A 14,010-nucleotide genomic window follows, 5' to 3' on the forward strand; every position below is an offset into this window, starting at 1 on the left:
ACCAGGTTCTTGCCGATGTCGTGGACGTCGCCGCGCACGGTGGCCAGCACGATCGTGCCCTTGCCCTCCGCGTCGGACTTCTCCATGTGCGGCTCCAGGTAGGCCACCGCGGTCTTCATCACCTCGGCGGACTGCAGCACGAACGGCAGCTGCATCTGCCCGGAACCGAAGAGCTCGCCGACGACCTTCATGCCCTCCAGGAGCGTGTCGTTGACGATGTCCAGGGCAGGACGGGTCGTCAACGCCTCGTCGAGGTCGGCCTCCAGGCCGTTCTTCTCGCCGTCGATGATGCGGGCCTTGAGCCGCTCCTCCAGCGGGAGCGCCGCCAACTCCTCGGCCTTGCCCGCCTTCAGCGACTTCGCCGTGGCGCCCTCGAAGAGCGCCATCAGCTTCTGCAGCGGGTCGTAGCCCTCGGCCCGCCGGTCGTAGATCAGGTCGAGCGCGGTCTGCACCTGCTCCTCGTCGAACCGCGCGATCGGCAGGATCTTCGACGCGTGCACGATCGCCGAGTCCAGACCGGCCTTCACGCACTCGTCCAGGAACACCGAGTTCAGGACGATGCGCGCGGCCGGGTTCAGACCGAAGGAGATGTTCGACAGACCCAGCGTCGTCTGCACGTCCGGGTGGCGCCGCTTCAGCTCGCGGATCGCCCCGATCGTCGCGATGCCGTCACCGCGGGATTCCTCCTGGCCGGTGCAGATGGTGAAGGTCAGGGTGTCGATGAGGATGTCCGACTCGCGGATGCCCCAGTTCGTCGTCAGGTCCTCGATGAGGCGCTCGGCGATGGCCACCTTGGTCTCGACGGTGCGGGCCTGGCCCTCCTCGTCGATGGTCAGCGCGATCAGCGCCGCCCCGTGCTCCTGAGCGAGCTTGGTGACCTTCGCGAACCGTGACTCGGGCCCGTCGCCGTCCTCGTAGTTCACGGAGTTGATGACGGCGCGGCCGCCGAGCTTCTCCAACCCGGCCTGGATCACCGGGACTTCGGTCGAGTCGAGGACGATCGGCAGGGTGGAGGCGGTGGCGAAGCGGCCGGCCAGTTCCTTCATGTCGGCGACGCCGTCGCGGCCGACGTAGTCCACGCACAGGTCGAGCATGTGCGCGCCCTCGCGGATCTGGTCGCGGGCCATCTCCACGCAGTCGTCCCAGCGGGCCTCCAGCATCGCCTCGCGGAACTTCTTCGACCCGTTCGCGTTCGTCCGCTCACCGATCGCCATGTACGCGGTGTCCTGCCGGAACGGGACCGTCTGGTAGAGGGAGGCGGCACCCGGCTCGGGACGCGGATCGCGCGCGGGCGGGACCGTGCCCCGTACCCGCTCGACGACCTGGCGCAGGTGCTCGGGCGTGGAGCCGCAGCAGCCGCCGATCAGCGAGAGGCCGAAGTCGCGTACGAACGTCTCGTGGGCGTCGGCCATCTCCGGCGGGGTCAGCGGGAAGTGCGCGCCGTCCTTGGTGAGGATGGGCAGACCGGCGTTCGGCATGCACATGAGCGGCGTGCTGGAGTGGCGGGCCAGGTAGCGCAGGTGCTCGCTCATCTCGGCCGGGCCCGTCGAACAGTTCAGGCCGATCAGGTCGATGCCGAGCGGCTCCAGGGCGGTGAGCGCCGCGCCGATCTCCGAGCCGAGCAGCATCACGCCGGTGGTCTCGAAGGCGAGGGAGCACACCAGCGGGACCGAGACGCCGAGTGCGTCCATCGCGCGGCGGGCGCCGATCAGGCTCGACTTGGTCTGCAGCAGGTCCTGCGTGGTCTCCACGATCAGGGCGTCGGCGCCGCCGGCCAGGAGACCCTCGGCGTTCTGCTGGTAGCCGTCGCGGATGGTCGCGTAGTCGATGTGGCCGAGCGAGGGGAGCTTGGTGCCGGGGCCGATCGAGCCGAGGACCCAGCGCTGGCGGCCGTCCTTGGCGGCGAACTCGTCGGCGACCTCGCGGGCGATCCGGGCGCCCGCCTCGGACAGCTCGACGATCCGGTCGGCGATGTCGTACTCGCTGGAGGCGGTGTGGTTGGAACCGAACGTGTTCGTCTCGACACAGTCCACGCCGACCTCGTAGTACGCCTCGTGGACGGAGCGCACGATGTCGGGTCGGGTGACGTTCAGGATTTCGTTGCAGCCTTCGAGGTCCTGGAAGTCCTCGAGCGTGGGATCCTGCGCCTGCAGCATCGTGCCCATCGCACCGTCGGCCACCACCACTCGGGTGGCGAGGGCTTCGCGGAGGGCGGTCACGCGAGCGCGGGCATCGGGTGCGGGGGTCGGCAACGAGGCCATGAAAGATCTCCCTGAGGTGCGACGGCTGTCGGCTTTGCGGCTCCACTCCTGGAGACGCACCCGGCCAGCGTAGCCGGGACCAAGGTCCCGCCGTGCAGGCGTCCACGGGCCGGACCGGGCGCCGCCAGGGGGAACACCGGCCGCCCCGTGCGGGACACGGGGTGAAATATTGGCGCACGCCGGATGCGCGGGAGGTCGGTAAAGACCGATACTGTTCAGCATTGTCGAACGACGCACGTCACGCGAGAGGACCGAGGAGGAAAGGCCCCGATGGCACGCAACATCCAGTCGCTCGAACGGGCCGCGGCCATGCTCCGGCTCCTGGCCGGCGGGGAGCGGCGGCTCGGTCTCTCGGACATCGCCTCCGCGACGGGCCTCGCCAAGGGCACGGCCCACGGCATCCTGCGCACGCTGCAGGCGGAGGGCTTCGTCGAACAGGACGCGGCGTCCGGGCGCTACCAGTTGGGCGCGGAGCTGCTGCGCCTCGGCAACAGCTATCTGGACGTGCACGAGCTGCGGGCGCGCGCCCTGGTGTGGACGGACGACCTGGCCCGCTCCAGCGGGGAGGCGGTCTATCTGGGGGTCCTGCACCAGCAGGGCGTGCTCATCGTGCACCACGTCTTCCGGCCCGACGACAGTCGTCAGGTGCTGGAGGTCGGGGCGATGCAGCCGCTGCACTCGACGGCCCTGGGCAAGGTGCTGTCGGCGTACGACCCCGTCGCGCACAGCGAGGTCGTGGAGGCCGAACGCAAGGAGTTCACGGCGCGCACCGTGTGTGACATCGGGGACTTCGAGTCCGTGCTCGACCTGACCCGCGCGCGCGGGTACGCCGACGACGTCGAGGAGACGTGGGAGGGCGTGGCCTCGGTCTCCGCGCCGATCCACGACCGGCACCGGATGCCGGTGGGTGCGGTCGGCATCACCGGCGCCGTGGAGCGGGTGTGCACCAAGGAGGGCGAGCTGCGGCCCGAACTCATCGCCGCCGTACGGGATTGCGCCCGTGCCGTCTCGCGGGATCTGGGCGCCAGCCGCTTCTGAGCGCGCCGCGCCCCTGTCCCGGGAGACCTCAAACCCCGTCCACGGACGGGGTTTTCGCGTTTCAAGGTGCAGGGTGCACCTTTCCGCGCGACCATCGAGGAACGTCACACACGCTCACACACGCCCCACGCGCACCCGTCACGTAACCCGTCATCGATAGCCGCAAACGATCAATAACGATCGTGCTTTGGATAACAGAACCCTTGACGATCCAGTAACCCCGGAGCGAGGATCGCGTCCATCGGTCGGCATTGTCGAACACCTACCGGCAATACGCGCTAGAGTGTGGACAAGCCAGGCCGCGACCCGCCCCTCCTGTGGGGGCTCGGACCGCCGGAAAGGGACCCGGAGGTTCGTACTCGGGTTTTCCCCTGGACGAAGGACAAAGGAGTCGCGGGTGTCCAGCCACGACATCTTCCTCGGCGAGACCATCGGTACCGCCGTACTCATCCTGCTGGGCGGTGGCGTCTGCGCCGCCGTCACGCTCAAGCGCTCCAAGGCGCAGAACGCCGGCTGGCTCGCCATCACCTTCGGGTGGGGCTTCGCGGTCCTGACCGGTGCCTATCTGGCGGGCGGCGTCTCCGGCGCCCACCTCAACCCGGCGGTCACGATCGGCCTCGCCATCGAGGGCGGCACCAAGTGGAGCGACGTACCGCTCTACCTGGCCTCGCAGCTCCTCGGCGCCATGATCGGTGCTGTGCTCGTGTGGCTGGTCTACTACGGCCAGTTCCACGCCCACCTCACGGACGAGGACGTCCTCGAGGCGCACGCGTCCAACGGCGAGGAGGGCATGGTCGACCCCAAGGCCGCGCCCAAGGCCGGTCCGGTGCTCGGCATCTTCTCCACCGGCCCGGAGATACGGAACGCGGTGCAGAACCTCCTCACGGAGATCATCGCCACGATCGTGCTCGTCCTGGCGATCCTCACGCAGGGCCTGAACGACGGCGGCAACGGCCTGGGCACGCTCGGCGCCCTGATCACCGCGCTCGTCGTCGTCGGCATCGGCCTCTCGCTCGGCGGCCCGACCGGCTACGCGATCAACCCGGTCCGTGACCTCGGCCCCCGCATCGTCCACTCGCTGCTCCCACTCCCCAACAAGGGTGGTTCGGACTGGTCGTACGCGTGGATTCCGGTGGCGGGCCCGCTGATCGGCGGCGCCCTCGCCGGCTGCCTCTACAAGCTGTTCTGACAGCCGCGAGACGACACCCGCCGACCACCCCGCACTTCAGGAGCACACCGTGACCGACGCACACACCGCAGGCCCGTTCATCGCGGCCATCGACCAGGGCACCACGTCCAGCCGCTGCATCGTCTTCGACCGGGACGGCCGCATCGTCTCCGTCGACCAGAAGGAGCACGAGCAGATCTTCCCGAAGCCGGGCTGGGTCGAGCACGACGCGGGCGAGATCTGGGCCAACGTCCAGGAGGTCGTCGCCGGCGCCATCACCAAGGCCGGCATCACCCGCGACGACATCAAGGCCATCGGCATCACCAACCAGCGCGAGACGACGCTGCTCTGGGACAAGAACACCGGTGAGCCCGTCCACAACGCCATCGTCTGGCAGGACACCCGCACCGACGCCCTGTGCAAGGAGCTCGGGCGCAACGTCGGGCAGGACCGCTTCCGCCGCGAGACCGGGCTGCCGCTCGCCTCGTACTTCGCCGGGCCCAAGGCCCGCTGGCTGCTCGACCACGTCGACGGCCTGCGCGAGCGCGCCGAGGCGGGCGACATCCTCTTCGGCACGATGGACAGCTGGGTCATCTGGAACCTGACGGGCGGGGTGAACGGCGGCAAGCACGTCACCGACGTCACCAACGCCTCCCGCACGATGCTGATGAACCTGCACGAGATGCAGTGGGACGAGCGCATCTGCTCCTCCATCGGCGTGCCCATGAACATGCTCCCCGAGATCCGCTCCTCCGCCGAGATCTACGGCGAGGTCACCGGCGGCCCGCTCGGCGACATCCTCGGCGGCATCCCGGTCGCCTCGGCGCTCGGCGACCAGCAGGCGGCCCTGTTCGGCCAGACCTGTTTCGCCGAGGGCGAGGCCAAGTCCACGTACGGCACCGGCACCTTCATGCTGATGAACACCGGTGACAAGGCCATCAACTCGTACTCGGGCCTGCTGACCACGGTCGGCTACCAGATCGGCGACCAGAAGCCGGTCTACGCGCTCGAGGGTTCCATCGCCGTCACCGGTTCGCTGGTGCAGTGGATGCGCGACCAGATGGGCCTGATCAAGTCGGCCGCCGAGATCGAGACGCTGGCCTCCTCGGTCGAGGACAACGGCGGCGCGTACTTCGTGCCCGCCTTCTCCGGCCTGTTCGCCCCGTACTGGCGCTCGGACGCCCGCGGTGTCATCGCGGGCCTGACCCGCTACGTCACCAAGGCGCACATCGCGCGCGCCGTGCTCGAGGCCACCGCCTGGCAGACCCGCGAGATCACCGACGCCATGACGAAGGACTCCGGCGTCGAGCTGACCGCGCTCAAGGTCGACGGCGGCATGACCTCCAACAACCTGCTGATGCAGACCCTCTCGGACTTCCTGGACGCGCCCGTGGTGCGTCCGATGGTCGCCGAGACGACCTGCCTCGGCGCCGCCTACGCCGCCGGTCTCGCCGTCGGCTTCTGGTCCAGCACGGATGACCTGCGCGCCAATTGGCGCCGGGCCGCCGAGTGGACGCCCCGCATGGACGCGGACACCCGCGACCGTGAGTACAAGAGCTGGCTCAAGGCCGTCGAACGGTCCATGGGCTGGCTCGATGACAACACCGACAGCTCTGTCGAGGAGTAGGACCCCAGATGAGTACCCCCACCCTGCAGACCGTGCCTGCCCTCGGAACGCATCCCGTCGCCGGTTCGAACCCGAGCCGCGCCGAGACCCGCGAGCAGCTTTCCAAGGCGACGTACGACCTCCTGGTCATCGGCGGCGGCATCCTGGGCATCTCCACCGCCTGGCACGCCGCGCAGTCCGGCCTGCGGGTGGCCCTCGTCGACGCCGGTGACTTCGCCGGCGCGACCTCATCGGCCTCGTCCAAGCTGCTCCACGGCGGCCTGCGCTACCTGCAGACCGGCGCGGTGAAGCTGGTCGCGGAGAACCACTTCGAGCGGCGTGCGGTGTCCCGCCAGGTGGCCCCGCACCTCGCCAACCCGCTCACCTTCTACCTGCCCGTCTACAAGGGCGGCCCGCACGGTGCGGCCAAGCTGGGCGCGGGCGTGTTCGCGTACAGCGCGCTGTCGGCGTTCGGCGACGGGGTCGGGCACCTGCTCTCCCCCGCCAAGGCGCAGCAGGACGTGCCGGAGCTGCGGACCGAGAACCTGAAGGCCGTGGCCGTGTACGGCGACGACCAGATGAACGACGCGCGCATGGCGCTGATGACGGTGCGCGCCGCGGTCGACGCCGGGGCCGTGGTCCTCAACCACGCCGAGGTCACCGGCCTGCGCTTCACCCGGGGCCGGGTCACGGGCGCCGAGCTCAAGGACCGTACGAACGGCGAGGAGTTCGGGGTCAACGCCCGGCTCGTGCTCAACGCGACCGGTCCCTGGGTCGACCACCTGCGCACCATGGAGGACCCGAACGCGGCGCCGTCCATCCGCCTGTCGAAGGGCGCGCACCTGGTCCTCAAGCGGACCTCGCAGTGGAAGGCCGCGCTGGCGACCCCCATCGACAAGTACCGCATCACGTTCGCCCTGCCGTGGGAGGACATGCTGCTGCTCGGCACGACCGACGAGGAGTACGAGGGCGACCCGCGCGACGTCTCCGTCACCGAGAAGGACATCGACCAGATCCTGGACGAGGCCGCCTTCTCCGTACGCGACCAGCAGCTGAAGCGGGATCTCATCACCTACTCGTTCGCGGGTCTGCGGGTGCTGCCCGGCGGCCCCGGTGACACGTCGAAGGCCAAGCGCGAGACGGTGGTCACCGAGGGCAAGGGCGGGATGCTGTCCGTCGCGGGCGGCAAGTGGACGACCTTCCGGCACATCGGCCGTACGGTGATGAAGAAGCTGGAGTCGCTGCCCGGGCACCCGCTCGGCGACTCCGCCGAGGGTTTCGTGCCGATCAACGAGCTGCCGAAGCGGATGCCGCTGCCGGGCGTCGCCAACCCGCGGGCCGTCGCGCACCGCCTCCTCGTGGACGGACCGGCGCCGGGTCCGCGCATGGCCGCCGACACCGCCAAGCACCTGGCGACGCACTACGGTTCGCTGGCCTTCGACATCGCGCGCCTGGCCAACGACAACCCGGCGCTCGGCGAGCGCGTGCACCCGGACGCGCCGGAGATCTGGGCGCAGGTCGTGTACGCGCGCGACCACGAGTGGGCCGAGACGGCGGACGACGTGCTGCGCCGCCGCACGACGCTGACGATCCGGGGTCTTGCCACGGACGAGGTGCGCGGCAAGGTGCAGGCTCTCCTCGAAGAGAAGTAGGCCTGCGCGTACGAGGACTTGAGGGGCGGCTCCCACGGGGGGAGCCGCCCCTCTCGCATGCCCGGCACCCTGCCACACCGCGTACATGAGTGCGCAATGTCCGGGAGCGAGAGTGGGGGTATGCCTCCGGTTCCGCTCTCCGTGCTCGATCTCGTGCCCATACCCTCCGGCTCCGACGCGGCGGCCGCCCTGCGTCACACCGTCGAACTGGCCCGCGCCGCCGAGGAGTTCGGCTATCGCCGGTACTGGCTCGCGGAGCACCATCTCAATCCCGGGGTGGCCGGGTCCGTCCCCGCGCTGGTGATCCAGGCGGTCGCGCAGGCGACGTCGCGGATCCGGGTGGGGTCGGGCGCCGTCCTGCTCGGGCACCGCACGCCGCTGTCGGTGGTCGAGGAGTTCGGGATCCTCGACGCGCTCTTCCCCGGGCGGATCGACCTCGGGCTCGGGCGCTCGGGGCGGCCGCGGGTCGGCGCGCCGCCGGGCGCCGCGGCGCCTGCGGTCCCGGAGCCGGGCGAGGGCACCTTCACGGACGAAGGGCTCTACGTCCCGCCCCGGTTCACGGGCTTCGCCCGGCTGCTGCGATCCCCGCGGTTCCAGCGGCAGTTGGAGCTGTTGCAGCAACCGGGCGCGCAGACCCCGGCGTACGCGGACCAGCTCGCGGAGCTGCTCGACCTGCTCGCCGGTACGTCGCCGGGGGCGCGGGCGGTGCCGGGCACGGACGCCGACGTCGAGGTGTGGGTGCTGGGCAGCAGCGGCGGCGAGAGCGCGGAGCTCGCCGGGGAACGGGGTCTGCCGTTCGCGGCGAACTACCACGTCAGCCCCGGGACGGTGCTCGAAGCGGTGGGGGCGTACCGTGCCGCGTTCAAGCCGTCGGCCGCGCTCGCCGAGCCGTACGTCGTGGTGTCGGCGGACGTGGTCGTGGGCGAGGACGACGCGGCCGCGCGGGAGCTGGCCGCCGGGTACGCGCCGTGGGTGCGGTCCATCCGCAGCGGCGAGGGCGCGATCCCGTACCCCACCCCGGAGGAGGCCGGTCGGCACCAATGGACCGCCGAGGACCGGGAGTTGGTGGCGGATCGCGTGGACACGCAGTTCGTGGGGTCGGCGGGCACGGTGGCCGAGCGCCTCTCCGTACTCCAACGGGCCACGGGTGCCGATGAGTTGCTGGTGACGACGATCACGCACGATCCGGTGGACCGGGTGCGCTCGTACGAGCTGCTCGGCCGGGAGTGGGGGATCGCACGATGACCGGCCGTGGCACCACGTTCGTCCTCGGGCTCGTCCCGCTGGGGCCCGTGCTCGGGCAGCCCGCCGCGTACGCCGCCCGGTACGCGACACTCGACCTGGTCAGCGGCGGCAGGGTCGGGGTGCGGCCGCGGATCGCGGCGGACGACGTGGCGCACGACCGGATCCTGAAGGTGCTCGGCACGCCGGAGGGCGACGCGCTCGTCGCGGAACTCTTCGACAGGGCGGCCGAGTTCATCGGCCGGGTCGGCGAGGAGTGGGACGCGCACGGCACCGCACCGCAGGGCCGGCCGCCGCTGCTCTCGCTGGCGCACGACACGGTGCCGTACCGGTTCGCCGCGCGGCGCGCCGATGCCGTGCTGATCACCCCGTTCGACGTGGCGGGGGTGCGCCGGATCCGGGCCGAGGTGGACGCGCTCGCCGCCGAGGAGGGCCGGGCGCTCAAGGTCCTCGCCGAGCTGAACGTGCTCCTCGCGCCGACGGCCGGGCGGGCCGCCGAACGGTACGGCGCGCTGGGCGGGTTCGAGTCCGACGCCGCCCTGTTCACCGGTACGCCCGAGGGCCTCGCCGATCACTTGGAGGAGTGGCACCGGGACGGCGGCGCCGACGGTTTCCGGATCCGTCCGGTGGCCGTGCCGGACGACGCGTACGGCCTGGTGGACCAGGTCGTGCCGGAGCTGGCGCGGCGCGGTCTCGTCCCTGCGGCGTACGAGACGCAGACCCTGCGCGGCCGGCTGGGCCTCGCGCAGGCCCAGTGAAGCGAGGAGAACCATGAAGTTCCAGGTCCTGTCCATCATCGGCCACGCACCGCACCCGCTGACCGGTGAACTCCCCTCCCCCGCCGACCGGTTGGCGCAGGTCGTCGACGTCGGCGTCGCCGCCGAGGAGCTCGGCTACGACGCGTACGCGGTGGGCGAGCGGCACGCGGGCGCCTTCCTGTCGTCGAGTCCGACCGTGGTGCTCGGCGCGCTGGCGGCGCGCACGACCCGCATCAAGCTGCTCACGGGCGTCACGGTCGTCGCGATCCTCGACCCGGTGCGGGTCGCCGAGGACTACGCGACGCTCGACCAACTCTCGCGCGGCCGCATCGAGTTGGTGATCGGCAAGGGTGCGGAGGCGGGGCACTTCGACCTGTTCGGGCTCGACGAGGCCCGTCAGTGGGACCTGCAGAAGGAGAAGTACGAGCTGCTGCGGCGGCTGTGGACCGAGGAAGGGGTGGACTGGGAGGGCGAGTTCCGCGCGCCGCTGAAGAACGTCACCACGGTGCCGCGCCCGTACGCGGGACTCCCCCGCATCTGGCACGGTTCGGCGACCTCGCTCAACTCCCCCGAGCTGGCGGCCCGGCACGGTGATCCGCTGTTCACGGCCAACGCCATCCAGCCGCGCGCGGCGTACGCCAAGCTCATCGAGCACTACCGGGAGCGGTTCGAGGCGTACGGGCACGATCCGGCGCAGGCGCACGTGGCGGCGGGTTCGGGCGGGCTGCTGATCGCGGACACGCACGAGCAGGCCGTGGCCCGCCACAAGGAGCTGTACGAGGCGAAGGTCGCGCAGACCTTCAAGCCGCACCTGGCCGGGAAGGCGGGGTACAACACGCCGTTCCGCACGATCGAGGACGCCATCGCGGACGGGCCGCAGCTGATCGGTTCGCCGCAGCAGATCATCGACAAGATCCTCGGCTACCACGAGGTGTACCGGCACGATCTGCAGTCGGTCACCGTGGACGCGTACGGGCAGGGCACGGGCGAGCAGATCGAGACGCTGCAGCGGTTCGCGGAGGAGATCGCGCCCGTCGTACGCAAGGAGGCGCCCACCACCCTCTGGCAGTGAACGCCCCTGCGCCGTAAGGCGGTTGGTGTCACGGAGAGACCTCCTCCAGGCGCCGTCCCGCGGTCTCCTCCGCACCGAGACCGGCGACGACGGCGCCCGCGAGGGCGACCGCGCCGAGCACGACGAAGACGGTGCCGATGCGCCCGCCCGCGTAGACCGCGCCGACGACGATCGGGCCGAGGATGACGCCGAGCCGGTTGAGCGCGCCGCCGACGCTGCTGCCGAGGGCGCGCATGCGGGTCGGGAAGAGTTCCGGGGTGTAGAGGTACAGGCAGATGTTGGAGCCGAAGAAGAAGACGGCGGCGAGCGACGTCCAGATCAGGACCTGGGCGGGGGTGTGCGCGCCGAGCCACGCCAGGACGAGGAGGACGGCGGCGGCCCCGCCGAGGCAGCCGGTGATGACCTTCCTGCGTCCGGCCCGGTCCACGGTGAGCGCGGCGAGCAGACAGCCGAGCAGGCCCGCGCAGGACGTGACCGTGGAGTAGAGCAGGGCGTCCGAGAGGGACAGGTCGTAGCGGTTCTGGTAGATCGTCGGCAGCCAGGACGTGATGCCGTAGTTGACGAAGTAGCCGGTGAACCAGAGGGCGCCGATGACCAGGGTGCGGCGCCGGTAGCGCCCGGTGAACAGCCCGCGCAGGCCCGAGGCTCCCTCGCCGGGCGCGGTGACGGGCAGCGCCTCGCCGACCGGCGGCAGGGGCTTGCCGGTGGCGCGCTCGACCTCGTTCTCGATCCGGGCCATGGTCGCGGCGGCGTCCTCGATGCGTCCGTGGTCGGCGAGCCAGCGCGGCGACTCGGGGACCTTGCGCTGTACGAGGATGCAGAGCACTCCGGGGATGGCGGCGATCGCGTACATCCAGCGCCAGCCGAGGAGCGGCACGACCCAGGCGGCGACGAGCGCGCCGACCGTGAGGCCCGCCGGGAAGACCAGCTCGTACAGGAGCACGAAGCGTCCGCGGCGGTGGCTGCGGGTGATCTCGGCGATGAAGGTCGCGGCGACGGGGACCTCGCCGCCGATCGCGAGGCCCTGGACGAAGCGCAGGCCCATGAACGTCTCGGGGGACGTGGCCGCGGCGAGGGCGAGGTTCGCGACGCTGGACAGGGCCACGCACAGGGCGATGACCTTGACGCGGCCGATGCGGTCGGCGAGCCGCCCCGACAGGAGCGCGCCCACCAGCATGCCGACGGAGCCGACGGTCAGGAGCGTCGTCGCGGCGGAGGTCGACAGGGACCACTCGGCGCGCAGTTCGGGCATCGCGTAGGCGATGAGGAGCTGGTCGAAGGCCTCGAAGAAGGTGACCGCGCCGACGATGAGGCGGACGGTGACGTGCCAGCGGCTGAGCGGGAGCCGTTCGAAGCGGGCGGCGATTGAGGCCCGCACGGCGCTGTCCTGTGGCGGGTGCGACGTGTCGGGGGCGTTGAGCGTCATACGGGGACTCCGCGGCGATGAGGGGAGAGCGGGAGCAGACGGATGCAGACGGATGCAGACGGATGCAGACAGGAGCAGGCGACAGCTTTCGCTTACGGGTAAGCGCAAAGTTTCTTAGGGCTTAACTTGTATCCCCCGTGCGGTAGAGCCGCGTCAAGAGCCACCGCAGGGAAATCATCAACCGGGCTGAACTTTCCGGGTCTTGCGCTCCAGATATTTAAGCCCTTAGATTTCTAGCGCTGAGACGAGATCCCGCTGGACCCGCTGCGCAAGGAGACCCGTATGCCCCTGACGATCCCGGACGAGGCGCTGATCGCGGGCGAGTGGCGGCGCGGCTCCGGTGCCCCGTCCGTGACCGTGGACCCGGCCACAGGACAGCCGCTCGCCACGGTGCACTCGGCCTCCGCCGAGGACGTCGACGAGGCGGCGCGGGCGGCGGCGCGGGCCGCGGCCGATCCGGCCTGGCGCGAGCTGCTCCCGCACCAGCGGGCCCGACTCCTGTACCGGATCGCGGAGTTGACGGAGGAGGCCGCCGACGAGCTGGCCGCCACGCAGACCGCCGACACCGGCAAGACCCTCACCGAGACGAAGGCCCTCGCGCTCAGCGCGGCCGGGACCTTCCGCTATCTGGCCGCCGCCCTGGAGACCGCCGAGGAGACGATCACCCCGGCGCGCGGCGCCTATCTGACGATGAGCGTGCACGAGCCGATCGGTGTCGTCGGCGCGATCAACCCGTGGAACTCGCCGGTCGCCAGTGACGCGCAGAAGCTCGCGCCGGCGCTCGCGGCGGGCAACGCGGTGCTCCTCAAGCCGGCCGCCTGGACCCCGCTCGTCTCGCTGGCGCTCGGCCGCATCGTGACCCGCGCGCTCGGCGAACTCCGGCTTCCCACCGCCCTGTTGTCGGTCCTGCCGGGCAGCGGCCGGGTCGTCGGGGACGCGGTCGTACGGCATCCGCTGGTGGGCCGGATCGGGTTCACCGGCGGCACGGAGACCGGGCGTTCCATCGCCGCGATCGCCGCACAGAAGCTCATCCCGGCCTCCCTCGAACTGGGCGGCAAGTCGCCGACGATCGTGCGCGCCGACGCCGACCTCGAACAGGCCCTGGCGGGCGTGATGTTCGGGATCTTCTCCTCCAGCGGGCAGTCCTGCATCGCCGGTTCGCGGCTGTTCGTGGCGCGTGAGATCCATGACGCGTTCGTCGGCGAACTCGTCGCCCGGGTGCGGACGTTGCGGGTCGGGCCGGGTACCGATCCCGCCACCCAGGTGGGGCCGCTCGTGCACGTGCGGCACCGGGACTCGGTCGCCGCGTACGTGGACCTGGCCCGCTCCGAGGGCGCCGAGGTGCTCTGCGGCGGCGCCGCCCCCGAGGGCCCGCGGTACCGGGACGGCGCGTACTACCTGCCGACCGTCCTGACCGGCCTGGACAACACGGCGCGCACCTGCCAGGAGGAGATCTTCGGCCCGGTCCTGGTGGTGCTGCCCTACGACGACGAGGACGACCTGGTCGCGCAGGCCAACGACTCCGCGTACGGGCTCGCCTGCGGGATCTGGACCCGCGACCACCGGGCGGCCTGGCGCCTGGCCCGCCGGATCGACGCGGGCACCGTGTGGATCAACACGTACAAGCAGTTCAGCGCGTCCACCCCGTTCAGCGGAATGAAGGACAGCGGCCTCGGCACGGAGAAGGGGCGCGACGCGATCCGCGCGTACCAGCGCCAGAAGTCCCTGTACTGGGGCGCCTCCGACGCCCCGCTTCCCTGGGCCAACTGACCACCCACTTCCCGGAG

Annotated in this window: 10 protein-coding genes; 8 read left to right on the plus strand and 2 right to left on the minus strand. The window is 71.0% G+C overall.

Annotated features, from left to right (window positions below):
* Window positions 1–2,261: homocysteine S-methyltransferase family protein (locus ACIBUY_RS42025; RefSeq protein WP_399155499.1), on the minus strand; the 2,261-nt coding region annotated here is incomplete at its 3' end.
* A gap of 270 nt (window positions 2,262–2,531) precedes the next feature.
* On the opposite strand from ACIBUY_RS42025, the gene ACIBUY_RS42030 reads away from it, so the two are divergent.
* The 7 genes from ACIBUY_RS42030 to ACIBUY_RS42060 all read left to right on the plus strand — a co-directional run bounded on the left by ACIBUY_RS42030 (window position 2,532) and on the right by ACIBUY_RS42060 (window position 10,797).
* The gene (locus ACIBUY_RS42030; RefSeq protein ID WP_365576179.1) at window positions 2,532–3,299 is read left to right on the plus strand and encodes an IclR family transcriptional regulator; all 768 of its coding nucleotides are present in this window, start codon (window positions 2,532–2,534) and stop codon (window positions 3,297–3,299) included.
* A gap of 397 nt (window positions 3,300–3,696) precedes the next feature.
* On the plus strand, window positions 3,697–4,488 hold the full coding sequence (locus ACIBUY_RS42035) for an MIP/aquaporin family protein (RefSeq protein ID WP_365576177.1): 792 nt from the start codon (window positions 3,697–3,699) through the stop codon (window positions 4,486–4,488).
* Window positions 4,489–4,537: 49 nt separating this feature from the next.
* Window positions 4,538–6,094 carry a glycerol kinase GlpK gene (glpK, locus tag ACIBUY_RS42040; RefSeq protein ID WP_365576175.1) on the plus strand — a complete coding sequence of 519 codons (1,557 nt, stop codon included), beginning with the start codon at window positions 4,538–4,540 and terminating at the stop codon, window positions 6,092–6,094.
* Between the two features lie 8 nt (window positions 6,095–6,102).
* The gene (locus ACIBUY_RS42045; protein ID WP_399155500.1) at window positions 6,103–7,725 is read left to right on the plus strand and encodes an FAD-dependent oxidoreductase; all 1,623 of its coding nucleotides are present in this window, start codon (window positions 6,103–6,105) and stop codon (window positions 7,723–7,725) included.
* Between the two features lie 120 nt (window positions 7,726–7,845).
* On the plus strand, window positions 7,846–8,970 hold the full coding sequence (locus ACIBUY_RS42050) for an LLM class flavin-dependent oxidoreductase (RefSeq protein WP_399155501.1): 1,125 nt from the start codon (window positions 7,846–7,848) through the stop codon (window positions 8,968–8,970).
* Complete coding sequence (locus ACIBUY_RS42055) at window positions 8,967–9,725, plus strand: FMNH2-dependent monooxygenase (protein ID WP_399155502.1); 759 nt, start codon at window positions 8,967–8,969, stop codon at window positions 9,723–9,725. The genes ACIBUY_RS42050 and ACIBUY_RS42055 overlap by 4 nt, the downstream gene beginning before the upstream one ends.
* Window positions 9,726–9,738: 13 nt before the next feature.
* Window positions 9,739–10,797, plus strand: a complete 1,059-nt coding sequence (locus ACIBUY_RS42060) for an LLM class flavin-dependent oxidoreductase (protein WP_399155503.1) — start codon at window positions 9,739–9,741, stop codon at window positions 10,795–10,797.
* A gap of 28 nt (window positions 10,798–10,825) precedes the next feature.
* On the opposite strand, the gene ACIBUY_RS42065 is transcribed toward ACIBUY_RS42060, so the two are convergent.
* Window positions 10,826–12,223 carry an MFS transporter gene (locus ACIBUY_RS42065; protein ID WP_365576166.1) on the minus strand — a complete coding sequence of 466 codons (1,398 nt, stop codon included), beginning with the start codon at window positions 12,221–12,223 and terminating at the stop codon, window positions 10,826–10,828.
* A 282-nt stretch (window positions 12,224–12,505) separates the two neighbouring features.
* Between ACIBUY_RS42065 and ACIBUY_RS42070 the strand changes: the two genes are divergently transcribed.
* Entirely contained in the window at window positions 12,506–13,993 is a 1,488-nt protein-coding gene (locus tag ACIBUY_RS42070) for an aldehyde dehydrogenase (protein WP_399155504.1), read from the plus strand.
* Window positions 13,994–14,010: the final 17 nt, after the last annotated feature.

The organism is Streptomyces sp. NPDC050085 (genome assembly GCF_044460595.1).
Taxonomy (GTDB): Bacteria; Actinomycetota; Actinomycetes; order Streptomycetales; family Streptomycetaceae; genus Streptomyces.

Excerpts from the sequence above, each read along its gene's own strand:
- ACIBUY_RS42030 (WP_365576179.1), top strand. The coding sequence starts at position 2,532 with ATGGCACGCAACATCCAGTCGCTCGAACGGGCCGCGGCCATGCTCCGG.
- ACIBUY_RS42045 (WP_399155500.1), top strand. The coding sequence starts at position 6,103 with ATGAGTACCCCCACCCTGCAGACCGTGCCTGCCCTCGGAACGCATCCC.
- ACIBUY_RS42050 (WP_399155501.1), top strand. The coding sequence starts at position 7,846 with ATGCCTCCGGTTCCGCTCTCCGTGCTCGATCTCGTGCCCATACCCTCC.
- ACIBUY_RS42055 (WP_399155502.1), top strand. The coding sequence starts at position 8,967 with ATGACCGGCCGTGGCACCACGTTCGTCCTCGGGCTCGTCCCGCTGGGG.
- ACIBUY_RS42060 (WP_399155503.1), top strand. The coding sequence starts at position 9,739 with ATGAAGTTCCAGGTCCTGTCCATCATCGGCCACGCACCGCACCCGCTG.
- ACIBUY_RS42065 (WP_365576166.1), bottom strand. The coding sequence starts at position 12,223 with ATGACGCTCAACGCCCCCGACACGTCGCACCCGCCACAGGACAGCGCC.
- ACIBUY_RS42070 (WP_399155504.1), top strand. The coding sequence starts at position 12,506 with ATGCCCCTGACGATCCCGGACGAGGCGCTGATCGCGGGCGAGTGGCGG.